Annotated in this window: 30 protein-coding genes and 1 other annotated feature; of the genes, 10 read left to right on the plus strand and 20 right to left on the minus strand. The window is 46.3% G+C overall.

Annotation, left to right across the window (positions count from 1 at the left end; all coding sequences use genetic code 11):
* Positions 1-128: 128 nt before the first annotated feature.
* The 5 genes from D479_RS15390 to D479_RS15410 form a co-directional block, all read right to left on the minus strand.
* Entirely contained in the window at positions 129-1,070 is a 942-nt protein-coding gene (locus D479_RS15390; RefSeq protein ID WP_008638745.1) for an ATP-binding cassette domain-containing protein, read from the minus strand.
* Positions 1,067-2,125: an ABC transporter ATP-binding protein gene (locus D479_RS15395; protein ID WP_008638747.1), complete on the minus strand. Its 1,059-nt coding sequence runs from the start codon at positions 2,123-2,125 to the stop codon at positions 1,067-1,069. Before D479_RS15395 ends, D479_RS15390 begins: the two co-directional genes overlap by 4 nt.
* 16 nt (positions 2,126-2,141) lie before the next feature.
* Positions 2,142-3,275 (minus strand): oligopeptide ABC transporter permease, encoded by a 1,134-nt coding sequence (gene opp3C / locus D479_RS15400; RefSeq protein WP_008638749.1) that lies wholly within the window; start codon positions 3,273-3,275, stop codon positions 2,142-2,144.
* Positions 3,276-3,280: 5 nt separating this feature from the next.
* Positions 3,281-4,207: an oligopeptide ABC transporter permease gene (opp3b, locus tag D479_RS15405; RefSeq protein WP_008638751.1), complete on the minus strand. Its 927-nt coding sequence runs from the start codon at positions 4,205-4,207 to the stop codon at positions 3,281-3,283.
* A gap of 183 nt (positions 4,208-4,390) precedes the next feature.
* Complete coding sequence (locus tag D479_RS15410; protein WP_008638753.1) at positions 4,391-6,070, minus strand: peptide ABC transporter substrate-binding protein; 1,680 nt, start codon at positions 6,068-6,070, stop codon at positions 4,391-4,393.
* Positions 6,071-6,464: 394 nt separating this feature from the next.
* Here D479_RS15410 and D479_RS15415 point away from each other — a divergent pair, with 394 nt between their 5' ends.
* Positions 6,465-6,836, plus strand: a complete 372-nt coding sequence (locus tag D479_RS15415; protein ID WP_008638755.1) for a DUF3899 domain-containing protein — start codon at positions 6,465-6,467, stop codon at positions 6,834-6,836.
* A gap of 54 nt (positions 6,837-6,890) precedes the next feature.
* Positions 6,891-7,087: a binding site (T-box leader), on the plus strand.
* Positions 7,088-7,147: 60 nt separating this feature from the next.
* Positions 7,148-8,146, plus strand: a complete 999-nt coding sequence (gene trpS / locus D479_RS15420) for a tryptophan--tRNA ligase (protein WP_008638757.1) — start codon at positions 7,148-7,150, stop codon at positions 8,144-8,146.
* Between the two features lie 30 nt (positions 8,147-8,176).
* On the opposite strand, the gene D479_RS15425 is transcribed toward trpS, so the two are convergent.
* Both D479_RS15425 and D479_RS15430 read right to left on the minus strand, forming a co-directional pair.
* On the minus strand, positions 8,177-8,938 hold the full coding sequence (locus D479_RS15425) for a YjbA family protein (protein ID WP_008638759.1): 762 nt from the start codon (positions 8,936-8,938) through the stop codon (positions 8,177-8,179).
* Between the two features lie 91 nt (positions 8,939-9,029).
* Entirely contained in the window at positions 9,030-9,230 is a 201-nt protein-coding gene (locus D479_RS15430) for a hypothetical protein (RefSeq protein ID WP_008638761.1), read from the minus strand.
* A gap of 157 nt (positions 9,231-9,387) precedes the next feature.
* Between D479_RS15430 and D479_RS15435 the strand changes: the two genes are divergently transcribed.
* On the plus strand, positions 9,388-10,401 hold the full coding sequence (locus D479_RS15435) for an LCP family protein (RefSeq protein WP_026578362.1): 1,014 nt from the start codon (positions 9,388-9,390) through the stop codon (positions 10,399-10,401).
* A gap of 124 nt (positions 10,402-10,525) precedes the next feature.
* On the opposite strand, the gene fabF is transcribed toward D479_RS15435, so the two are convergent.
* Both fabF and D479_RS15445 read right to left on the minus strand, forming a co-directional pair.
* Positions 10,526-11,767 (minus strand): beta-ketoacyl-ACP synthase II, encoded by a 1,242-nt coding sequence (gene fabF / locus D479_RS15440; RefSeq protein WP_008638763.1) that lies wholly within the window; start codon positions 11,765-11,767, stop codon positions 10,526-10,528.
* 21 nt (positions 11,768-11,788) lie between these two features.
* On the minus strand, positions 11,789-12,727 hold the full coding sequence (locus D479_RS15445) for a beta-ketoacyl-ACP synthase III (protein ID WP_008638764.1): 939 nt from the start codon (positions 12,725-12,727) through the stop codon (positions 11,789-11,791).
* A gap of 173 nt (positions 12,728-12,900) precedes the next feature.
* Here D479_RS15445 and D479_RS15450 point away from each other — a divergent pair, with 173 nt between their 5' ends.
* Positions 12,901-13,092, plus strand: a complete 192-nt coding sequence (locus tag D479_RS15450; RefSeq protein WP_008638765.1) for a hypothetical protein — start codon at positions 12,901-12,903, stop codon at positions 13,090-13,092.
* Positions 13,093-13,292: 200 nt separating this feature from the next.
* On the opposite strand, the gene D479_RS15455 is transcribed toward D479_RS15450, so the two are convergent.
* Complete coding sequence (locus D479_RS15455; protein ID WP_008638766.1) at positions 13,293-14,243, minus strand: BMP family ABC transporter substrate-binding protein; 951 nt, start codon at positions 14,241-14,243, stop codon at positions 13,293-13,295.
* A gap of 98 nt (positions 14,244-14,341) precedes the next feature.
* A complete protein-coding gene (locus D479_RS15460; protein WP_008638768.1) occupies positions 14,342-14,836 on the minus strand; it encodes a hypothetical protein in 495 nt (164 codons plus the stop codon).
* Positions 14,837-14,968: 132 nt separating this feature from the next.
* On the opposite strand from D479_RS15460, the gene D479_RS20300 reads away from it, so the two are divergent.
* A complete protein-coding gene (locus tag D479_RS20300; protein WP_008638770.1) occupies positions 14,969-15,142 on the plus strand; it encodes a YjzD family protein in 174 nt (57 codons plus the stop codon).
* A 150-nt stretch (positions 15,143-15,292) separates the two neighbouring features.
* Positions 15,293-16,102 (plus strand): undecaprenyl-diphosphate phosphatase, encoded by an 810-nt coding sequence (locus D479_RS15465; protein WP_008638772.1) that lies wholly within the window; start codon positions 15,293-15,295, stop codon positions 16,100-16,102.
* A 74-nt stretch (positions 16,103-16,176) separates the two neighbouring features.
* On the opposite strand, the gene moaD is transcribed toward D479_RS15465, so the two are convergent.
* The 5 genes from moaD to D479_RS15490 form a co-directional block, all read right to left on the minus strand.
* Complete coding sequence (gene moaD / locus D479_RS15470) at positions 16,177-16,410, minus strand: molybdopterin converting factor subunit 1 (protein WP_008638774.1); 234 nt, start codon at positions 16,408-16,410, stop codon at positions 16,177-16,179.
* The gene (locus D479_RS15475; protein WP_008638776.1) at positions 16,407-16,868 is read right to left on the minus strand and encodes a molybdenum cofactor biosynthesis protein MoaE; all 462 of its coding nucleotides are present in this window, start codon (positions 16,866-16,868) and stop codon (positions 16,407-16,409) included. Before D479_RS15475 ends, moaD begins: the two co-directional genes overlap by 4 nt.
* The gene (gene mobB, locus D479_RS15480; protein WP_008638778.1) at positions 16,868-17,386 is read right to left on the minus strand and encodes a molybdopterin-guanine dinucleotide biosynthesis protein B; all 519 of its coding nucleotides are present in this window, start codon (positions 17,384-17,386) and stop codon (positions 16,868-16,870) included. The genes D479_RS15475 and mobB overlap by 1 nt, the downstream gene beginning before the upstream one ends.
* A 78-nt stretch (positions 17,387-17,464) precedes the next feature.
* Positions 17,465-17,779 carry a metal-sulfur cluster assembly factor gene (locus D479_RS15485; protein ID WP_008638780.1) on the minus strand — a complete coding sequence of 105 codons (315 nt, stop codon included), beginning with the start codon at positions 17,777-17,779 and terminating at the stop codon, positions 17,465-17,467.
* A 74-nt stretch (positions 17,780-17,853) separates the two neighbouring features.
* Positions 17,854-18,618 carry an alpha/beta fold hydrolase gene (locus D479_RS15490; RefSeq protein ID WP_008638782.1) on the minus strand — a complete coding sequence of 255 codons (765 nt, stop codon included), beginning with the start codon at positions 18,616-18,618 and terminating at the stop codon, positions 17,854-17,856.
* Between the two features lie 180 nt (positions 18,619-18,798).
* Between D479_RS15490 and D479_RS15495 the strand changes: the two genes are divergently transcribed.
* From D479_RS15495 to D479_RS15500, 3 genes are all read left to right on the plus strand, one after another.
* Positions 18,799-19,614 (plus strand): Cof-type HAD-IIB family hydrolase, encoded by an 816-nt coding sequence (locus tag D479_RS15495; protein ID WP_008638784.1) that lies wholly within the window; start codon positions 18,799-18,801, stop codon positions 19,612-19,614.
* Between the two features lie 93 nt (positions 19,615-19,707).
* Entirely contained in the window at positions 19,708-19,854 is a 147-nt protein-coding gene (locus tag D479_RS20805) for a hypothetical protein (RefSeq protein WP_008638785.1), read from the plus strand.
* 2 nt (positions 19,855-19,856) lie between these two features.
* Positions 19,857-20,060 (plus strand): DUF3813 domain-containing protein, encoded by a 204-nt coding sequence (locus tag D479_RS15500; protein ID WP_008638787.1) that lies wholly within the window; start codon positions 19,857-19,859, stop codon positions 20,058-20,060.
* A gap of 149 nt (positions 20,061-20,209) precedes the next feature.
* On the opposite strand, the gene D479_RS15505 is transcribed toward D479_RS15500, so the two are convergent.
* Together D479_RS15505 and D479_RS15510 are read right to left on the minus strand one after the other, a co-directional pair.
* Positions 20,210-20,638: a hypothetical protein gene (locus D479_RS15505; RefSeq protein ID WP_035388518.1), complete on the minus strand. Its 429-nt coding sequence runs from the start codon at positions 20,636-20,638 to the stop codon at positions 20,210-20,212.
* Between the two features lie 16 nt (positions 20,639-20,654).
* Positions 20,655-21,482: a DUF2785 domain-containing protein gene (locus D479_RS15510; protein ID WP_008638791.1), complete on the minus strand. Its 828-nt coding sequence runs from the start codon at positions 21,480-21,482 to the stop codon at positions 20,655-20,657.
* A 129-nt stretch (positions 21,483-21,611) separates the two neighbouring features.
* Between D479_RS15510 and D479_RS15515 the strand changes: the two genes are divergently transcribed.
* Complete coding sequence (locus tag D479_RS15515; RefSeq protein WP_008638793.1) at positions 21,612-21,875, plus strand: NifU N-terminal domain-containing protein; 264 nt, start codon at positions 21,612-21,614, stop codon at positions 21,873-21,875.
* A gap of 44 nt (positions 21,876-21,919) precedes the next feature.
* On the opposite strand, the gene D479_RS19980 is transcribed toward D479_RS15515, so the two are convergent.
* Both D479_RS19980 and D479_RS15530 read right to left on the minus strand, forming a co-directional pair.
* A complete protein-coding gene (locus D479_RS19980) occupies positions 21,920-22,852 on the minus strand; it encodes a BsuPI-related putative proteinase inhibitor (RefSeq protein WP_008638795.1) in 933 nt (310 codons plus the stop codon).
* Positions 22,853-22,914: 62 nt separating this feature from the next.
* Entirely contained in the window at positions 22,915-23,766 is an 852-nt protein-coding gene (locus D479_RS15530) for a YitT family protein (RefSeq protein ID WP_008638797.1), read from the minus strand.

Here is a 23,766-nt window from a genome sequence, read left to right on the forward strand (position 1 = left end):
ATAAAGAAGGTTGTAATTATATAACAGGGATGGAAACGAATTTCTTCCAATTTTCTACAAACCCCTGCTCCAACGGACACGGCCGCAAAAATAAAGACACCTGCCGAATCGGCAGGTGTCTTCTTTCTTTATTGATGTACGACACCATATTCTTTCTGGTATTGCTCGAATTCCTTTGTCGTACATAACACGAAGTGACCTGGACGGACTTCACGGAATTCCGGCTCTTCACTCGTATCATGCTTGCTAGGGTCATACGTGAAACGCTCACGGTTGCGCTCATAATCCGGATCCGGAAGAGGGATAGCGGACAAAAGCGACTGCGTGTACGGGTGGATCGGATTCTTGTAAAGATCATCTGCATCAGCAAGTTCCACCATTTTACCGAAGTACATAACCCCGATTCGATCACTAATGTATTTCACCATGGAAAGGTCGTGGGCGATGAACAGGTACGTCAAACCTTTATCCTTCTGAAGTTTCTTCAACAGGTTGACCACCTGTGCCTGGATCGACACGTCAAGAGCAGAGATCGGCTCATCGGCAATGATGAAGCTGGGTTCTACTGCAAGCGCCCGTGCGATTCCGATTCTCTGGCGCTGTCCGCCGGAGAATTCATGTGGATAACGGTTGGCGTGCTCTTTGTTCAATCCGACCGTTTCCAGCAGTTCATATACGCGCTCACGTCGAGCTTTATCGTTCTCTGCAAGTCCGTGAATGTCCATCCCTTCAGCGATGATGTCCTCGACTTTCATCCGCGGGTTAAGAGACGCATACGGATCCTGGAAGATCATCTGCATTTCCCGGTTGAATTTTTTCAAATCCTCCCGACTTTTCTTACCGTGGACGTTCTCTCCATCGAAGATGACCTCTCCGTCTGTTGCATCATAAAGACGGATGATCGTGCGCCCGGTCGTCGATTTCCCACAACCGGACTCTCCAACAAGCCCGAACGTTTCGCCTTTATAAATATCAAAGTTCAAACCGTCTACAGCTTTGACGACACTGTTCCGACCAGTTTGGAAGTGCTGCTTCAAATTCTTGATTTCAAGTAGTTTCTCTCGTGTCATACACGTTCACCTTCCGATTCACTCTTTGACTTCGCCATACCTTCCATCCGCTTCTTAACTGCAGCAGGCGGATCGATATCCGGAGCATTTTCATGCAGGAGCCACGTTGCTGCATAGTGGGTATCACTCACCTTGAACATCGGCGGCTCTTGTTCGAAGTCAATCTTCATTGCGAATTCATTTCTGGCTGCAAACGCATCGCCTTTTGGCGGATGCAAGAGATCGGGCGGAGATCCCGGAATGGCATAAAGCTCTTCATCTGCACTGTCCAAAGACGGCATAGAGCCGAGCAGTCCCCATGTGTACGGGTGTTTTGGATTATAGAAGATATCATCTACCGTACCGATCTCTATGATCTTACCAGCGTACATAACAGCAACTCTGTCCGCGACATTTGCAACGACGCCGAGATCGTGTGTAATGAAAATCGTAGCAGAATCTGTTTTCTTTTGAATCTCTTTCATCAACTCAAGGATCTGTGCCTGAATCGTTACATCAAGGGCTGTGGTCGGCTCATCCGCGATCAACAGTTTAGGGTTACAGGCAAGGGCGATAGCAACGACAACACGCTGTCTCATTCCACCTGAGAATTGGTGCGGATACTGCTTTATACGGTTCTCCGCATCAGGGATTCCGACAAGCTCAAGTAATTCGATCACGCGTTTACGCGCTTCGGTCTTACCCATTTTTTGGTGCTTGATCAAGCCCTCCATAATCTGGTTTCCGACTTTCATCGTCGGGTTCAAAGACGTCATAGGGTCTTGGAAAATCATAGATATTTCTTTCCCGCGGATTTTCTGCATTTGCTTTTCGCTCATTTTCACCAGGTCACGGCCTTCAAAAAGGATTTCTCCTTCTTTGATGCGCCCGGGCGGCTTCGGAATCAGCTGCATCAGTGCTTTCGTCGTTACAGATTTACCGGAACCGGATTCGCCGACAATCGCCAGCGTCTCCCCTTTTTTCAAATCGAAGTTAACCCCACGTACAGCTTTTACTTCACCGCCGTAGGTGTCAAATGATACATGCATATTTTTTACTTCTAGAAGTTTTTCCATCTTGTACACCTACCTCCTACTCGCGCATCTTCGGATCAAGTGCATCACGAAGACCGTCTGCAAGCATATTGAATGCAATCATGATAAGCGAGATTACAATCGCCGGGAACAACAGGATGTGCGGATAAATCTGAAGGGATTTGAATCCGTCATCAATCAGCGTTCCAAGTGATGCTGTCGGCGTCGGCAGTCCGAGACCGATGAAGCTCAAGAAGGCTTCGAAGAAAATGGCACTTGGAATCGTAAACATCGTATTGATGATAATCAATCCGGTTACGTTCGGTACCAAGTGTTTTCTCAGAATGCGATTATCCTTCGCTCCAAGCGTTTTCGATGCGAGCACAAATTCCTGGTTTTTCAATTTCAGCACCTGGCCTCGTATGATACGGGCCATCGATATCCACCCGGTGATCGTCAAGGCTATCGTGATGGATAAAATACCCGGCTCGAGTATTAAAATCATCAGGATGACGACAACGAGGTTCGGAATTCCCATCAGAATTTCAATGACACGCTGCATATAGTTATCGACGCGGCCGCCGTAATAACCGGAAATACCACCGTATGCAACCCCGATTACCATATCAATCGCTGCTGCCAGTAAGGCGATATACAAGGAGATCCTCGTTCCCATCCAAGTCCTTGTCCACAAATCACGTCCAAGACCGTCTGTCCCGAACCAGAATGATTCATCATTCATATCTTTAGCACCGTAAACGTCGTATACGGCCTCCACCTCTGCAGGCTCCCCGTTGGAACCATCATTCAAAACTTTCGTCTGAATGAAATCTTCCTGGTTGTTGAAACGCATCATCGCTTTCGTTTCAGCTTGTTCAACTGTACCGGCGCTTTGTACGGAAGTCAGCGTACCATCCATACCAAGCCAGCCGAGCCCTTCCACTTTAGGTGGCATCTTCGCACGGGACAAATCCTGCTCATACTGTCCATAGTCATTCATGTATGGACCAAAGATCGCCATGACACCTAAGGCAATCAAAATGAACAGCCCGATCATCGCACCTATATTCTTGCGGAGGCGGATGAAAGAATCCTGCCAGAATGACAGGCTGGGTCTTGAAATACCTTCGTTATCCTGTTCTTTCGTATTGACGGGTACAAATAAATCTTTCGATGGTTTTTGATTATCCATATGGACTACTTCCCTTCTGCCAGTCGGATTCTAGGATCAATGATTCCATAAAGAAGATCAATGATTAAGATAATGACAATAAACAGGAAGGAGATTAACAAGGTTGTCCCCATGATAATCGGAAAGTCATTCGTATTGATCGCTTTAACGAATTGTTCACCAATCCCAGGTACGGCGAAAATATTCTCGATGACAAGTGTACCGGTGATCAAGCTGACCGCAAGCGGCCCCAGTACTGTAATAAGTGGAATCAACGCATTCCGGACGCCGTGTTTCAATACAACTCCGAATTTGTTGACACCTTTCGCACGTGCCGTTGTGATATAGTCTGAGCTCATGACTTCAAGCATTTCCGTCCGCATGAAACGAGCGGCAATTGCTATCGGGAATATGGCAAGGGCTACGGTAGGAAGAACCGTGTACTCCCAGCTTCCCCAAAGAGCAACAGGGAACCATCCAAGTTTTACACCGATGTAATATTGAAGAATACCTGCAAATACGAAAGAAGGGATAGATTTCCCGATGACTGCAATGAATGTCGATAGGTAATCCATGAACCCATTATGATAAATGGCCGATATGATTCCGAGAAGCATCCCGAAAATCGTACCGATGATCATCGCTTGCACGCCGAGCTGCATAGACGGGCCGACCCGTTCCATCATGATCGTCGTCACTTCACGATTATCGAATTGGAAGGAGATCCCCAAGTCACCTTGAGTCAAGTTGACCATGTAATTAAAATACTGTACAGGAACCGGGTCATCCAATCCGTACTTCTCCAACACAACCTGCTGTTGCTCTTCTGACAATTTATCTGCAGCACTTAGGGGAGTACCTGGTAAAAACTTCATCAGGAAGAACGTAAAGGTTGCAATAAGAAACATCGTTATAACCATATAGACCAATCGTTGTAGTATATAACGTGCCATATGAACACCTCCGTTTAAGTAAACCCTATCTCTTATTTTTCTATCTCTGTCTAAATTAACTGAATTTTGTTTATAATTAGAATATTTCCTTTTCAGGGAAAAAGAGAGCATATGCCAACGCGCTGGTCATATACTCTCTCCCTTATAAAAGAAACTTATATGTGGTTAGTATGGTGCGCGCTATTATTTACCTTCGATATAAGCATACTTGTAAGTGTAGTCAGGTCCCATCGGGTTGACGATTACACCTTTAAGATACGGCTTATAAAGTTGTGCCTGAGCACGTTGGTAAAGTGGAGCAAGGACTGCATCTTCCTGGATCAAAAGTTTCTCCGCTTCAAGGAACGCTTCGAAACGCTCAACCGGCTCAAGAGCTAGTTCGTTGTTCGCTTTTTCAATCAACGCATCATATTCTTCGCTGGAATAACCAGTCATGTTATTTCCACCGTCTGTTACCCACATGTTCAAGAATGTGTTCGGATCGATGTAGTCAGGACCCCATCCGGAGTTCTGAAGCTCATAGTTCATGCTTGTGTCACGCTCAAGACGCTCTTTGAAAGGTACGGAAGTGACGTTAACAGTCAAGCCTTCCAATTTCTCAAGCTGGTCTTTGATGTAAGCATCCATCTGCTTGGCAACTTCTGTATCGCCGCCAAGGTATTCCAATTCAAGTGTATCTTGACCAAGCTCTTCTTTAGCCGTAGACCAAAGCTTCTGCGCTTCATCAAGGTTGTACTCGATCAAGTCACCGTTAAGATCGCGGAAGTCTTCTCCGGATTCCGGATGGTTCGCGAACTTGGCAGGAATGTCACCAACTGCAGGGATGGAACCGTTGTTCAGAATAACGTCAACCATGCTTTGACGGTCGATCGCCATTTGAATCGCTTTACGTGCATTTACGTTACCAAGAATTTCGTTTTCCTGGTTCATCTTCAAGTAGAACAATGTCGGCTCTTCTTTGACGCCGAACTCTTCAGAAGTCTGGTACTGATCGACGAACTCGGAAGAAAGGTTCACACGATCGACTTCCCCAGTTTCATAAAGGTTTACAGCCGTTGCTGTATCTTTAACAACTTTGACGTTGATTGTATCAAGCTTCACGTTTTCTGCATCCCAGTAATCTTCGTTCTTCTCAAGCGTCCAGCCTTCGCCGTGGTTCCACTCTGTCATAACGAATGGTCCGTTATAGACAAGCGTGTCCGCTTCAAGCGCATATTGATCGCCCTGTTCTTCAACGAATTTCTGGTTCAATGGAAGGAACGTACCGAACGTAGTCAAAGACTCGAAATAAGGAATCGGTTTTTCCAACTCAACTGTCAATGTATAATCACCGTCTGCTTTTACTCCAAGATCTTCAACTGGAGTATCGCCGGCAGCAATTGCTTCTGCATTTTTGATTACGCCACTCATCATATATGGACCATACTCGGAAGCAGTATCCGGGTTAACCGCACGCTGCCATGCATATACGAAATCGTTCGCTGTTACAGGATCGCCGTTTGACCAGACAGCGTCCTCACGAAGAGTGAATGTCCAAGTAAGACCGTCTTCACTTACTTCATGTTCTGTAGCGATACCAGGTTCCGCTTCTGCACCTTCACCAAGACGATAAAGCCCGTCCATTGTAGATCCAAGGAATTGGAACGCTACTGCGTCCGTAGCAAGAGAGGAATCCATTGTAGGAATCTCTGCTGTGTCATAAAGGTTAAGTACTTGCTCGCTGTCTGGTGATGCTTCCCCATCAGACGAGCTGTCGGATGAATCGTCTGAAGAACCAGACGTATCGTCCCCGCCGGAACATGCCGCGAGGAACATGCTTAGTACCAGTGCCAGTACTAGCAGTAACCAATTTGTCTTTTTCATGTAGAAAATGACCTCCCCTAAAAATTTTCTAAAAATTTGCCGTGGCTCGTTGTCCACATATCGAATTATACAAGTTTTCTAACTATTTTGCATTACCTAATTTTTCGAAAAGACACAGAATTCCCATCATTATTACGTTTCAATGACACTAAATGAGTCTTTTTACCTAGTTTATTTTACAATGTTAAAGACTGAAAATAACTAATTATAAGGACTAATGTATAAAAATGATTAGGTATCGGGAAAGGTTATTATTTATCCCAGTTCCTCATGAAAGGAAATGCATACCCCATTCAAAATAGAATTTTCAGTCTATTGAATCCGCTTTACAATTCCATAAGGTAAGGGTACATGCTATAATTGGTACGAATTTGTATGAAAGGTGTGACCTTTGTTGAGTATCATAAGAAATAAGTGGCTGATGATTCTTTTTAACTTCGCCCTGGTCACAGGACTCTTCTTCCTGTTGTCTCCAGAGCATGATTTATTCCATTATATAAATCAATTGTTCTATCTTGCTTATTTCTACTTGTTCATCGGTATTCTTATGTGGGTGATCCGAGGCGGGTTCTTTGACGGAATCGCATACGGCTTTCGCCGGTTTTACAGTACGATGTCCAAGCAGAAGGATTATCTGGACGATTGGAAAGAGAAGCCGCTTCCCTCCCAAACGATCGGGCGGTCCTGGCTGCGCTTCTTCCTCTTTCAGGGAAGTGTATTGACCGTAGGACTTCTTGCTTTACTCGTTTTTTATTATCAGGGATGAAGAGTTGATGGAATGCGATTTCTGCGATATAATTAGAAACTACTTAAATAGGACTGAAATGCTTGGATGAAGGATAAGTACATCTGTCTCCCCATTCATACAGAGAGGTTGCGGCTGGTGGAAGCAATCATGGGAACGGGTTGGAATTGGGCCTCGGAGCATCTTTTGACGTAAATCGGCGTTAACGATTGAAGCTGACCTGTATCGCATACAGGTAATTAGGGTGGCACCGCGGTATATTCGTCCCTTCCATGTTATTGGAAGGGGCGTTTTTGTATGCAGAAACGAATAATTCATAGAGGTGATGACAAATGAAGACAATCTTTTCAGGGATTCAACCAAGCGGAACGTTGACACTAGGGAACTATATCGGAGCAATGAAGCATTTCACAGAATTGCAGGATGACCACAACTGTTACTTCTGTATTGTGGATGAACATGCTATAACCGTTCCACAGGACCGGCTGGAACTCCGCCGGAACATCCGCTCTCTTGCGGCGTTATACCTGGCTTCCGGTATTGACCCGGATAAATCAACGCTGTTTATCCAATCCGAAGTGGCCGCACATACGCAGCTTGGGTGGATGCTCCAGTGTGTCAGCTACATTGGGGAATTGGAGCGGATGACGCAGTTTAAAGATAAGTCGGCCACGGGAAGTAAAGAAGGAGTTTCTGCCGGCCTGTTGACTTACCCACCGCTGATGGCATCCGATATTCTTCTGTACAACACAGATATCGTCCCAGTCGGGGAAGATCAAAAACAGCATTTGGAGCTCACACGTAACCTGGCGCAGCGCTTCAACAATAAGTACAATGACATTTTCACAGTGCCGGAAGTACGGATTCCAAAAGAAGGCGCACGCATCATGTCGCTTCAGGATCCGACGAAGAAAATGAGTAAATCGGACTCCAATCAGAAGGCATTCATTTCCATGCTGGACGATGAGAAGAAGATTCTTAAAAAAATCAAGAGTGCCGTGACGGATTCCGATGGAGTTGTCCGTTACGATAAAGAGAATAAGCCGGGCGTCTCCAATCTGTTGACCATTGAATCCGTCTGCAGTGGTACACCGATCGCTGATTTGGAACAGAAGTACGATGGGAAAGGCTACGGAGACTTTAAACAAGGGGTGGCTGATGCTGTCATCGCTGTACTGAAACCGATTCAGGAACGTTATGAAGCACTGATCGATTCCGATGAATTAGACGATATACTTGATCAGGGAGCAGATAAAGCATCGTATGAAGCACAGAAAATGCTTCGTAAAGCAAAAAAAGCAATGGGCCTCGGTCGCGTGAAGAAGAAGTAAAGAGAAAAAGCCAGAATTGAGTGGTGTTACTCAATTCTGGCTTTTCATATGCTGTGAAACACGTTCCTGTTCACCCTGCCAAATCGTTTCAAAGAAAGGCTGCCCTTTTACCATCTTCCGGCACAGCTCCTCATGAATCATCGACCAGCCTCTGCACGTACCTTCATATAAACGGTCCCACGCTTCTTCTGTAGAAAATTCTTTGATAATTGGATATTGGGACGGATCCCATTCAGTCAGCCAATATCTGATTTCCTCTGGATGATCCGAGTGTTTCAACTGATCGAGCGCCATCATCAACAACTGCTTCAACTGCCGTTCTCTACGCGTCAAACCGGACATTTTTCCTGGTGGAAGTGAAAGAATATGATGCTCCTTCCACGCACTTCCTTCTATTGAATAGGTTTCCGGTACTTTTCCCTGAACCATCTCGAATACTAAACGCTCCTGTCTAGGTATGAGACGGCTCTTCTTCACGGGAAGAGTATAACCAATCGTGTCAAAGACAATGATGTCCTTTCCATTCGTGACGACAGCTGCGTATTCGACCGTGTGCCGCTCCTGATTTTTCTTCATGTACGTCTTTCGGTGGATCGCTTGCAGAAAGGATGCCGGCAGGTCTTGTAGATCGTTCTCAATAAAATGGAAAAGTTCATCATTCACCAGAACTAAGGGTATCTGATCGATCAACTCGATCCCATCTTCTTTGCGCCATTCATGGAACCGGCACACGTTATACCCATTCTCTTCACCTTCGAACCAGTTCACCCACAGATCATGCATGTATAACATTTCGGACCCTCACTTTCACTTCAGTGATCTCTTTTGGTTACATTATGACCATTGGTGGCTTTTTTATTCTTTACAACCATATTTTAGAAAATTAATCTTTCATGAGAAGCAAAGCTGTCGTAATGAGCAGGATGCCGGCAGGGAATAAGTAACATTCCACCCGGGTCCGAATCAGAATAAAGAACTCTATCCAACTCATACCGGCCGGGACGAGGTTCAAATACGTAATCGTCACCGTTCCACCGGCGACGGCAAATCCGAATCCAGTTAAAAGCAGCAGCCAATACCACATCCGCCTCATCCCCTTCTCCTTGTCCTCCTATGAATATCTTATGAATGTTAGTCATGGGACATGCGGGTATTTGCTCTTAAAACCTGGTCTTTACTTCCTTTCCATTTAAAGGTACATTTATATGGAACAGGTATCATGGACGAAAGGATGATGATCGTTGTCACAGAAACGCACCTTGCGAAAAAGGCGGAGAAAGCGCCGTAAACGCAAGGCCATACTTGCAATCCTGTCTTTAACGTTCTTATTGTTTATTAGTTATTCTGCCTATGAATATTTATCCGGGAAGCATGAAGCGATGGAAAATCAGGCTTCAGCGGAAGATGGAGAAGGAATCGATTTCGAGGAAAGCCCCTACAAGGATTCTTTCCGGGGCGTCGATAACGGAGACGAAAAGATGACGATTCTGCTGTTAGGAACAGACCAGCGAGGAACGGAAACGGCTCGGACAGATACGATTATGCTGGCTGAATATAATAAAGAGAATCAAGATGTAAAGATGGTATCCTTAATGAGAGATACGTACGTGGATATTCCAGGGCACGGATACAACAAGCTCAACGCAGCCTTTGCCATCGGTGGTCCTGAGCTTCTCCGGGAAACGATTGTAGATAATTTCGCAGTTGAACCGGAGTACTATGCGATCGTTGATTTCAAAGGATTCACCCATATTGTGGACACGCTCGCTCCGGACGGTATTGAAGTGGATATCGATAAGGATATGTACTACGAAGCCGGCGGTGACGGCACAAAAATCGATTTGAAAGCCGGAAAACAGCAGCTTGACGGGGAAGAATTGCTCGGCTACGTAAGATTCCGCAGTGATATCCGATCGGATTTCGGTCGTGTGGAAAGGCAGCAGGAAGCAATCGGATTGTTGAAAGATCAGCTGGTATCCTTCAGCGGTGTCCTGAAAGCACCACGCTTAATCGGTACGGTCCAGCCTTATATTGATACAAATATCGAAGGGACCAAGGTGGTGGATATAGGGAAGGATATCCTGCTTCACCCTCCCGAAGATATCGAGACACTCAGCATTCCGACAACGGACAACGTTTGGAACGAACGAAAAGAATATCCAATCGGATTAGTACTCAATCATGACGAAGATAAAACACAGAAGACGCTCCGCGCCTTTCTGGACGGAGGTACGGAAGAACCCGAGAGCCCTTGAGGCTTTCGGGTTTCTTTATTTGCTGACAAAGGTGTGATGGAACATCTAAACCCATGTGATTCTTCCTTCTAATAAAGGATAATAAGACAAAAAACCCGACAGCCTCGTGGCTGCCGGGTTTTAATCAGTCTTGGTATTTCTGGAAAATCAGGGTCGCGTTGTGACCACCAAACCCAAGCGAGTTACTCATAACCGTATTTACTTCCTGTTTTCTTGCTTCGTTCGGTACGATATCAAGATCACACTCCGGATCAGGTGTTTCATAATTGATCGTCGGTGGCAGAATGCCGTCATTGATGGCTTTCAGTGAGATGACCGCTTCCACTGCTCCTGCCGCTCCAAGCAGGTGACCCGTCATTGACTTCGTCGAAGAAATAGCAAGCTTCTTCGCGTGCTCTTGAAAGACAGTTTTCGTTGCAAACGTCTCAAACTTATCATTAAGCTCCGTGGACGTACCATGGGCGTTTACGTAATCGACAGCTGTCGGTTCAAGACCGGCATCTCCCAACGCCTGTTTCATGGCACGGGCCGCTCCATCGCCTTCCGGTGCCGGTGATGTGATGTGGTAAGCATCTCCCGTAGAGCCGTACCCTGTAATTTCACCATAAATTTTCGCACCACGCTTCTTCGCTGACTCCAACGTTTCCATAATAAGAATTCCTGCGCCTTCTCCCATGACGAATCCGTCACGGTTCTTATCAAAAGGCCGGCTCGCTGTTTTCGGATCCTCATTCAAGGAAAGCGCACGCGCAGCGGCAAAGCCTGCGAAGGACATTTTGTTCATTGGTGCTTCCGTCCCGCCGGCAATCATGATGTCAGCGTCTCCACGCTGAAGTACCTTGAACGCATCACCGATCGAGTTGGCGCCGGATGCACATGCCGTAACGGTACAAGAGTTAATGCCTTTCGCACCTAGAGAGATAGATACTTGTCCAGCGGCCATATCAGGAATCATCATCGGGATGAAGAACGGGCTGACACGACGGTATCCTTTCTTCTGGAACGTCTCGAACTGGGATTCATATGTTCCCATTCCTCCAATACCGGAACCGATCCAGACTCCCGTACGAGGTGCAATCTCATCCGTAATTTCAAGGCCGGCATCTTCCACCGCCATGTGGGAAGCGACCATTGCATATTGAACAAATGGGTCCATCTTCCGTACTTCTTTACGTTCGATGTACTTGGAAGGGTCAAAATCTTTGAGCTCTGCCGCGACGTGTACCGGGTAGTCCTCTTTGTTTACTTTCGTAATTTCGCCGATTCCAGAAACACCGTTCTTAATACTCTCCCACAATTCGTCTACTGAGTTACCGACGGGGGTCACCGCCCCCATTCCGGTAATGACTACTCGTCTTTTATCCATGACTATTCTATTCCTCCTTGGTTACTTGCCCCATCGAAGGGCAACGGCTCCCCATGTGAGACCGCCGCCGAATCCGACAAGAACGACTAAATCGTTTTCTTTTATTTTACCTGCCTTCACATCTTCTGACAAAGCGATTGGAATCGATGCAGAAGATGTGTTGCCGTAACGCTTCACAGCTGTGGACATTTTCTCTTCCGGAATGCCCAGGCGCTGCCTTGCTGCTTCCATTATTCTTATGTTTGCCTGGTGCGGGACTAAGTAATCGACATCCTGCTCACTAAGGCCGATTTTTTTCACGACATTGACAGAGGATTCCGGCATCTGGCGGACAGCAAATTTGAATACTTCCCGTCCATTCATGTAGATGACATCTTCCGGTGTCTGATAGAGGTTCGATCCTCCGCTACCGTCGGATCCAAGTTCGAAGGAAAGGATCCCCTTATCTTCACTTACCGGGCCGATGACAGCAGCTCCCGCTCCATCTCCGAAAAGGACGCACGTATTTCGATCGGTCCAATCCGTAATCTTGGAAAGTTTCTCTACACCTACCACCAGCACATTCTTATAGGCATTTGTCTCAATATACTGTTTGGCCGTGATAACCCCGTACATGAATCCTGCACACGCAGCACTAAGATCCATCGCTGCTACTTTAGGTGCGCCGAGGCTTTTCTGAAGCTTTGTCGCTACAGATGGAAATGGTGTGTCCGGAGTAACGGTGGCAACGAGGATCATATCCAGTTCTTCCGCTTTCATATCCGCATCTTCCAGCGCAGCTTCAGCTGCACGAAGTGCCAAGTCGGACGTATCCATATCGTCGGACGCGATCCTGCGCTCTTCGATCCCGGTACGTGTCCGGATCCATTCGTCACTTGTATCGACTATTTTCTCTAAATCTTTATTTGTAAGAACTTTTTCCGGTGCGTAGTGCCCGACACCTAAGAATCCTGCTCTCATATGTTCATCCCCTTAAGGTAATATCTGAATATCTATTATCAATTCTTATGACTTGGTACTAATTTTAATTCATCTCCATTTATTCTGCAAGTCGCAAAAGGAGCGAAGCAGTGCGCAGCCCACAAAATATAAGGGTTTCTGTCATAAACTGCATGTAGAGGGAGGTGCAGTGGATGGAGAATAACAGAAAGTCTCCTTTCGATAATTTCTGGGGGTTTAATCCGTCAGAAGAGCGCAAAGAGAAAACGACAGAAACAGAAGGTCAATCCAAACCAAACTGGCCCGATTTGTTTGAAGAAGCATCAAAAACTTGGAAATCCGTGTCACCGATGATCAAGCCGATGTTCGACCGTTTTAAGAAATAACAAAAAAACTCGGGGGCAAAACTCCCGAGTCTTTTCAGATTGCTGAGAAACTTAAACGGATAAGAAAAGATTAATACATAGGCAGCAATGGTTGAAAGAAAACGTGGCTTTGAAAAATACAAGGGCAATCCCGCCCCTCACATCCCCCAACCACTTCTTCATCATGCTGAAAAACTGGCGAGTAAACAACTCCCGAGTTTTTACCGGTTTGGCAATTCTCCTGTCTCTTCATAATAAGCGACTGCTTCATCCATCTCTTTCTGAAAACCGACAGGAACATCAGAGCTGTAGGTGCCCATTTCGATCGCTCCTTCTTGAAAATCAAAGGTCAGCGACCCTCCCGTCAGGTTTCCGTCGACATATCGCTCCATCACCAGTTCATACACTTCATCAATCCGCTGGATGGTACTTGTTAATACGGCGTTCTCTGCAACGGAAGACCGGTCTTTCACATAACCGATGGCATACTTCCCGTCCTGCTCTGCCTGCTTGATGATGGAGATATCGAATAAATCACCCGCAGGGTAAAAGACATCCGCGCCATTTCTCTGCATCGTGCTGTAAATTCCAAGAGCCGTCTGTGTGTCACTCCAACTGTTGGTGAGAGACACAGAAACATCTGCTTCCGGATTCTGATAGAGTACCCCCTCATAGAACCCCTCTAATTCCGGCTGCCATTCGAATGCGCCGATCAAACCGATTTTATCGGATTTTGTCATCTCTCCAGCAACCATCCCTGCGAAGAAGCCCATCGCCCGCGAACTGAAATTAAGGCTGGTGACATTATCCGCTGAGAATTCACCATTAAAATAAACAAATTCCACATCAGGAAAAGAAGCATGGAGCTCTTTAAAGTGACTCTCATAAATATTTCCGTGCCCGAAGATGATATCTACGCCCTTATGGACAAGATCCTCGACGGCCGCTGCCGTCTGATCATACGTTTTTATATTCTCCTTATAATAGACGTCCGCATCAAACTCTTGCTCAATCATCTGAAGCCCCTCATATCCACGCTCCCCGAAGCCTTGATCATCCGCCGTCGTTTCGAGCAGCATGCCGACGTCTGAATGTTCGCCGTAGCCCGGGAATGATCCGCACCCTGCCAGAAGAACGAGGACGCATAGAAATAGGCCGTATCTTCTTTTCATTGTCAGCACCCCTGTACAAACCCGCTGGTTCCTTCTTTTATCATTATTCTACATGTTTCGATAGAAGAAAGTAAAACAGCGATTAGTAAAAAACAGGGTCAGACACGTTCCAGGAGCTTCCGACAGCGCCAGGTTGCTTCCACTCTCTCCTCCAAAGACTCCTCTTCCATATTCCGGGTGAGGTAGGACGGAAGCAGCGTCTTAACGAAGTCTCCGACGTACACTGCTTCCGTCTCCTCTATCCATTTTCTTAAATCTCCTTTCTCCTGGAATGAATGGTCCGCCATCGGCATCCACTCTCCATAAAGAGCCGGGATTTCCACTCTCTCCTCTCCTTCGGATGTCACAATCCTCACCTTCCCTTTCTTGATATCCACCTCGACTTCTGATCCACTATTATGCATATGGTTCTCTTTGTCCGATTTCTGAAAAAAGTGTTGAAAGTTACTGTTTCTGCCGACGTACATATATAAAAGATCACTCCGCTTGTCTTTGATCGGATCGATCCCTATAACTACATGCCCTTCCTGAAGAAGCTCTTTACACACGTGATACCCTATCCAATGAAAACTGGGATGGACAACGACTACCACAGCTCCGCCCCCTTCCTCTTACTGTTACCATTTTATTCACACTTCCCTTGAATCATGAAGCGATTTCATATTTCTTTTTCTTCCTCGTTCTGCTAAGATAGACGTTAGAATGGATAAATGAGGTGAACATTGATGCGGATGATTTGGACGATTGTTTGGGCCTTTCTTTTAAGCTTCATGTCTGCTTATGTAGTCAGTAACATGTCAGGAAGCGACTTTGCTTTCTCGCAGGTAATTACGATGACCATCCTTTTCACCCTTGCTGCTGTGGTATTGGGAGAAGGTCTCATCAAAGACGAAGCGTAAGTAGTAAACGTTGCTATCAATCGATGGCAGCGTTTTTTTCATACCGGATACCATTTTCCCTGTACAAAAATGGTCGGCATTACTCATTACATAGCAACTCGACAGCGTTATAGTGAACGGGTGAGTTTTTACTTTCAGGAGGATTTAATGATGGAAGAAATTTGGCTTTTGATTAAATATTTGTTTTTAGGAATATTCCAGGGTTTCACAGAACCAATACCGATTTCCTCAAGCGGGCACCTGGTCATCGCACAAGACCTTCTTGGAATTAAACTAGAAGGACTGAGCTTTGAAGTACTCGTCAACTTCGGATCCTTGATCGCCGTTTTGATCATTTACCGCGAGGATCTGCTCCGGCTGATCCGGAATGGGATCGGGTACATCATCAGTCGTGATGAAAGACAGAAGGATGACTTCGACTTCATCATTTATTTGATCATCGGTACGATCCCGGCAGGTGTGTTGGGTATTCTGCTCGGCGATGCTATCGAAGGCTTATCAACCGTTAAAACAGTGGGGATCACCTTGATCATTACCGGTATTGCCTTATGGCTGATCCGCAACATGCGCGGTCGCAAGGGAGATGCCCAAATGACTTGGAAGGATGCTGTCATTGTCGGTTTAGGACAGGCAGTCGCTCTTATACCGGGAATCAGCCGATCCGGTGCTACAATCGTCGCCGCCATGTTCTTAGGAATGAAACAGGAAACCGCACTTCGCTTCTCTTTCCTTTTATACATTCCGGTGAGCCTTGGAACGATGCTCCTCTCCATTGAAGATGTATTCGCCAGTGCGGATTCAGGAAGCGTGTGGCTTGCGTATGGGCTTGCTTTTCTTGCGTCCATCGTTGCCTCCTACTTCTCTCTCCGTTGGTTCATGAATATCATGGCCAAGGGAAACTTGAAGTATTTCGCCTTTTACTGTTTCATCGTCGGTGGACTGGTCGTTCTATTCCTGTAAAAAGTATTCAGAAAGAAAAAAGGCTCCGCGTTTCCATAACGCGGAGCCTTTTCTCATATAGGGGATGTATGGCTTTATCCACCGCTTACAGGAGGGATAAAAGCTACCGTATCTCCTTCTTTTACGATCGTTTCTTTTTGAGCGAATTCTTCATTGACCGCTGTCATACTTGTCATAACCTGTTCCACACCAAACTCCTGCCGCACCGTTTCCTTCAAGTCCTCTACTGTTAAACCCGCCGCATCAAAGGACCATTCTCCTTCACCGATTTGTTCCTTTAAGCCAGCAAAAAAAAGAATACGATTCACATTCCATCCCCCTTCCCTGGTACACCGGGGACGATTTCTTTTTGATCCCCGATCCAGCTGTCGCCATCTTCCCAATGTTCTTTCTTCCATATTGGGACAATCTCTTTTATCCGTTCAATTGCGTATCTGCTCGCCTCATAGGAATCAGCCCGATGCGGGGTCGAAACAGCAATGACGACCGCGATATCGGATATTTCAAGACGGCCGGTCCGGTGGACGATCGCCGTTTGAATGTCCAGCCATCGTTCTTCCATTTCCCGGGCAATCTGCTCGAGCTTCTTCTCCGCCATAGCGGTATAAGCTTCATACTCCAAGTAGAGCGTCTGCTTTCCTTTAGTAAACTCCCTGACCGTTCCGATGAACGTATTGATGGCTCCTGCTTCCGGCCTTGTAACTGTATGGACAAGAGAACCGACATCAATCGGTTCTTCTGTGATCCAGCACCTCTTCTCCCCCATCAAGATTCCCCCTTAGCAAGTTCCAGCACTTCCGGTAAGCGTTTTCTCCAATCTTTCAGAGCGATAACGGAATGAGAGACATGAGCCGTCAACGTTTCATCCCACGTGATGACGAGCTTGATGTTTGTCAAGTTATCCAACAGTTTCAAGTCTTCCACCCTTTTGATGATGACCGCCTTCGGGTAGTGCTCTTCCTTATATCCTTCCACCGTAATTAAATCAGGCGAAAAATGGCGGTAAATATCCACTAGATGGTCCAGAGCGAAATCATCATCATGGGACAATTCCATCTGGAACCGGCGCGGGCTGTCTACCCCTGTTAAGAATGAGCCGCATTCATGAAGACGGTAGCTGTCCGTTTCATGGTGCATCACTTTTAACGGCTCTTCATGAGTATGGTGCTTGATTGCCGCGATTTTCTCGCCACGATCCGTACCATAGGCGATCAAATCCGACAATAAGGTGGTTTTTCCACTGTTTTTATATCCGACGATTTGAAACACTGGTGCACGTTCCATATCTCTCCCCTCCTTCATAAGCGTAATATGTAAAAACCCCTGCCGTGTTACCTACGGCAGGGGCGGACCATCCTTCGATCAATCCGGAATACCAAGAGCGATTTTCGCGTAGCGACTCATACGATCCTTCGTCCAAGGCGGATTCCAGACAATATTCACCGATATCTCATTTAGTTCAGGAAGGTCTGCAAGGCAGCGCTTTACATCCTGTTCAATGTGACCGGCCAGCGGGCAGCCCATCGCAGTCAAGGTCATCGTTACCTTTGTATTGCCATCCTCATCTATATCGACGCCATAGACTAAGCCTAAGTTCACGATATCAATGCCGAGTTCCGGGTCAATGACATTCTCAAGGGCACCCATTGCGTTTTCTTCTAATGCAGTTCTATCCACTTTTGTTCCCCCTTCACAATTGTTCAAACCTTATTATAAACAAAAATCCTGCCGGGACAAAATATTCCCTACCATCAAAGGACGAGTTCCAGCCAGTTGACCAACTCAAGAATGGCGAAACGGCTGACTTTATGATCACGCCCGACCTCTCTCAAGAAACGGATATTCTCCGGATTCTTATATTGGCTGATCGCATCATTATAGAAATCATAGGAGTGCTCAAATGGAACAACAGGATCGGCATCTCCGTGCCAGAAAAAGAGCGGCCGGCTGTATAGCTTATCCTTCTGCAGGGATAAATCGATGCCTGCAAGCGAATGATAGAGCTCATCTAACTCCTCTTGTTTCAGAGGCAGCTCGTATCCGTTGTTTTTTACATCTTCAATAAGCTTCTGAGCGAATTCGACCGGTTTGGGTGAACCCATCATGACCGCAGCCGCCTGAATCCAGGGGTACATCGTCAAAGCAGCGCTCGTAGTGATTCCCCCCATCGATGTTCCGCCGATACCAATTCTGCGGTTTTCGAGCAGTTCCATGCGATCGAGTTCATCTTTCATATCCTGAAGCTCTTTCAAGTTTTGATACACGATCTCCCAAAATTTGAGGCTGAGCTCTTCTTTGGACAAATCCTCCTCGCGTTCGCCATGATACGCGCTGTCCGGGAGGATGACGCGGTACCCCTTCTGCGCAAGCAGATAGGCTTGCGGGAGGTTATGTTCTTTCGCTGAGGTGAAGCCGTGGAAATAAATGAATACCGGGAGCGCCTCGTTCTCTTGGGAAGAGTCGACGACTGTCAGTACTGGTATATCTTTCAATGTGTTCCGATAAACTCCGATCATTGCCATGGTTCCTTTCTGAAAATCTTTACCTGTGCTTTAGGCGCGATTAATAAATTTCCTATATAATACACATCGTAACACTGCTGTCATCAATTTGGAAGTCATAGGCAGCGTTCACAGAAATTCTTTACAACCTGCCTGAGAACCCGCTACACTATACATACAAATGAGGTGAAGCTAATGAAACAGCATTTGATTGCGTTGGATCTAGACGGAACATTATTGACCGATGATAAAGTCATCAGTGGCAAAACAAAAGAAACCGTGCTTCAGGCCATGGACCAAGGCCATATCGTCGTAATTGCGACAGGAAGGCCGCACCGGGCAAGTATCGATTTCTATCACGAACTTGGTCTGGATACTCCAATGGTGAACTTCAATGGTGCGTTCATCCACCACCCTAAGGACCATAAATGGGATGCGCTGCATTCTCCGCTCGGCATAAGAACGGCGCATAAAATCATTCATACCTGTCAGGAACTCGGTGTAAAGAATATTCTTGCGGAAGTGAAGGATGACGTTTACCTCGACAGGCACGACGAAGAAATTCTGCGGATTTTTCAAACAGATATTAAGCCGACCGTTGGAAGGCTGCAGCATCACTTGAAAGATGACCCTACTTCCATTCTTATCCACCCGGAAGAAGAGAAAATCAAACGTCTGAGACAGGAACTGGATCAGCATGCAGAATTGATCGATCACCGGAAATGGGGCGCGCCGTGGCACGTTATCGAAATTGTCCGGGCCGGTATGAACAAAGCGGTCGGTCTTGATAAAATTGCGCGCTACTTCCATATCCCGAAAGAACGGGTGATCGCTTTCGGTGATGAGGACAACGATTTTGAAATGATCGATTATGCGGGGATAGGCGTCGCCATGGGGAACGCCATCGATGAGCTGAAAAGCATGGCCGATCACGTCACCGCTACGAATGAACAAGACGGCATCGGAACGTTTCTTAATGACTATCTTCAAATAAACAAACGGGCGATCTAGGTACATTTTTCCTCGTGTAAAAAACCGCCCTGCCGCCATACTAAGCTTGAACGTGAAAGCGTTCAGGCTTTTTTATGACAGGAGGGTCTTGTCATGGAGCAGCAAAAGAATGACAATCGCAACGAGAAACGCGGGTCGGAAGTGCCATCCTTCGATGAACGTAAATTGGAAGCGGAAAAGCTGACAGATGCGGATCGAAAACAGATGGAAGCCGATCAGCACACCGTAGGAGGGTTTTAACGATGGAAAGAAACCTTTTTGAAAATGCGCGCGAAGCGGTCAACCGTTTCACTCAGCGTCGTGATACGAACGGCGCCAGCCAAGAGGATATGAAAGCCGCTAAAGATGCTATCCAGTCTGCATATAGCCAATGTTCTCAAGAAGAGAAACAACAGCTACAGCAATTGGAGCAGCATATCGAAGCGCATAACAACAGCTTGCGATAACAAGGAAAGGCCGGACTATTTCCGGCCTTTTTTTTATTGCGAGTACGTTTATTTTTCATGTAAGCGGGTACAGTACATTACCCCCTAATGATTTTCTAAAACAAAGCAGCGCCTGATACTTATACATATCAGGCGCTGCTTTGTTTTATTCAAGTGCGGAAGCGGCTGAAGGACATCTTCAACGTGATGGCATACAAAGCATGACCGATAAGCCACTGTGTAATGGCCGCCCCATCAGTCAGACCCGGCGTCTCTTTCACAGCAAGGATCGTGAGTGGAACATAAGTAAATGCAGCAAACAGTGTCAGTCCGACGGCAAGCAGCCATCGATTCCGATTGGTTTTACGCAGGCGATACATCAATAAGTACGCATAGATGATTCCGATTGCCCACGATATGAGGATATGGAAAAACCATTCCATAAAGACAGGCCAATCGATATCACCTAGGACAGGGATGAAGTCTACATTCATAAGCAGCGTGTACACTCTCATTCCTGTCACCTGCTCTACAAACCACAGGTACAGACCCAGCACAATTCCTGATGTCGTTCCGATAAAGAGACCCCAACGAATCATACGCTTCCCCCACATCTTAATAGGCTTCCTGTTTCCTCAATTCCCGCAGCAGATTTTCTAAAACCTGTTTAAGTTCCCGGTAATCGCCGTCGAGCATTCGGAAGTACAGCGCTCTTAAGAAGTGTTTGCTGTTATTGATGATGATATCCTCATCGGGATCTTTCCAGCTTTCCCGCTCATAAAGGAGTGATTCCAGCCATTCCACTCTTTCCGCATGACTGATTTTCCGGAACATCATCAATACCGCCGTCACCATCCGTTCTTCCTCATCAAACAGATACGGTTTGTCGATCATGAATTTATCGCGGATGATCGGAAGCATATCGAGAATGTCTTCCCTTGTAATTTCTTCACACGCTGCCGTACTGTATACCGCATCCGCTGCATGAGCCATTGCATGAGCCCAACCTTTGTCTTTGACGCAGGCACGGGTATCTTTCTCCTGGGGAACATATTTCTTCAGGCTGTCCCAAACCCGCCGGATATCTTCTTCTTTCAGGAACGGATCTTCCCGGTGCTTGTCCATGATCGGTGGAATCAGAAGCACGGAATAGCTGCGCTTGAACACGGCGTCTTCTTCATTTTTGGACATCGCTATCCGGTAAAACAAATAATTTTTATTTAAAATCGATTGGAGAATATTCTTTAATTGTTCGTTGGTGTAATGGTTTCTGGCAATAAAGGATGTAAAAACCGGACGAATAAGATCCTCCCTGAGAACAGGATGGACAGATCCGATTTTTTGTAGCATCATAGTCGTGAGCTCTTGTAAATTCTGGCCGTCCTGCAATGTATAATCATTGTCTTTGATCGGCTGCAAGACATCGATTAATCTCGTTTCCATAACACACCTCCTGAAAAGTGATATCATTGTATCACAGATGCGGCCGGTTCTGAATTGAAGTGTTTTACTATTTAGGTGGGCGCGATTTTTTGGTAAGATAAGAGCAGAGTGAAGAAGGAGGATACGATGATGGCTATACAAGTACAAGAAACACCTAATCCAAATGCTCGTAAATTCACGGTGGAAAAGCTTATTTTCCAAGGAGACGGCAGCGTTTCCGTTATGCCGGGACAAACGAGTGAACATACAATCATGAACGATTTGATGGAGCTCGACGGCGTCGACAACGTCTTTGGTTTCCAAAATTTCATCACGGTCAACAAACTTCCCCAAGCCGACTGGGACGAGTTGAATCCAAAAGTGAAAAGCACGCTCGAAGAACACGGATATTGATTTCAAAAAAACCACCATACCCTCGTATGGTGGTTTTTTTTCTATTAGAATCGATCCAGTGGAATGTAGTTCAAGTTCTCAGGCAGACCGTCCCCATTTTCCGTAAACATAGTGAGGGTGATCGTGCCGAAGTCCGGAAGTTTGTCCTCTGGAATGGTGACACTTATTTCAAAAGGTGTCCAGGAAGACGACGCTCCTACCTGTTTTTCAGAAGGCTCCACCTGCACATTATGTCCATCTTCCACGGTATAAATGAAGGTACCGTTGGAAACATTGGCTTCTCCTTTAACCACATAGGATCCATTGTCTCCTGACACGGTAAGAGACCGGAACGTTTCCCCATCTCCGCTGTAACTGTCCTCGACGGGCGGAGCTGCTTCCTCTGTCTCTTCCGAAGGCGTCTCTTCCTCTGTCGACGCCTGATCCTGATTAGATTCTTTCTTATCCGGCTGCACCGTGAATTCCTGCGTCACTTGGAACGGATTCGCCTCGAGGGATTGGTCATTGATGGTATGTACAAGGATTGTCATCGTAACCTCATACTTCCCGGGCTGTTCGATCCCTTTCCACGTATCCTCAGCCTGATACGTGCCTCCGCCGGCAAGTTCTTCCGTCGTCAGCGCCTGTGTGAACATTTGACCATCGGAATACTTGTACACCGTTTCTCCTGATACATTCTTCACTTCCACTTCGTATTTCTGACCGGAAGTAAAGCCCAAAATCACTGGATCTTCTCCTGTATTTTTAAGCGAGAATTCGAAGGTTGCTGCGTCGCCGGATGCATTTACTGCCGCATCCATTTCAATCTGATCGAGCAATGTCTCCATATCAATCTCCGCCTCCATATCCGGTGAAGCTGATGCTTCCGTCTCTTCTTTTTCTTCTCCGTCTGCTTCTTCCTGGCCTGAATCATTTGTACAGGCAGCCACCAACAACAACAAGAGGGCCCCTAACAAAATGGCAAGAAATTTTTTCATTTCGCCACTCCCTATCTATTCTATTCAATGAATAAGACGTCCTCCGGATGGAAAACGTTACATCATTTATCATCTTTTCGGAAGAAACCGAAGATACCTGTCGTTTGAACGATGTTGGTAAACGCCTGCGGGTCCACTTCCTGGATAATATGCTGCAAATCATACAACTCGTATCTCGTAATAACCATGACAAGCATATTCTTATCCTGTTGGGTGAAGGCTCCTTTGGCAGGCAGCGTGGTAATTCCACGAACCATGCTTTTATGGATTTCCTTCTCCAGGGCGGCAGCCTTTGTCGTGATGATCATAGCCGTCAACTTCTCGTGACGCGTATGGATCGCATCAATGACCCTTGTCGTTACGTAAAGAGTTAATAATGTATAAAGCGCGTTTTCCGGTTCATATAAAATACCGGCTACCGCAATAATTACACTGTTAATGATAAGAAAATAAATACCGATCGGGCGGTCCTTCATACGGGACAGCACCATGGCGATGATGTCCAGGCCTCCGGTGGAAGCACCCCATTTCAACGTGATCCCGACACCGGCTCCACCGATAACACCGCCGAACACGGCGTTCAGTATAATATCTCCGGAAAGCTGCTGCACGGGGATGACTTCGAGGAACAACGTCGTGAACGCAACAGAAATGGCGCTGTAGACGGTGAACCCTTTCCCTACCTTATACCAACCCAATATGGCGACAGGGATGTTGAGCACTAACAGAACAAGTCCCGTACTCACACCAGGAATGCCCAGAAAATCACTGGAAATACTCGTCAAGAGCTGGGAAACCCCCGTAAATCCGCTTGCATAAACATTTGCCTCTATTAAGAATAAGTTAAGGGACAACGCATTTAATAACGATCCCAGTAAAACAATTAATATTCTTCTAATTTCTACAACAAACAA

Source organism: Halobacillus sp. BAB-2008 (assembly GCF_000328325.1).
In the GTDB taxonomy this organism is placed as follows: domain Bacteria; phylum Bacillota; class Bacilli; order Bacillales; family Halobacillaceae; genus Halobacillus.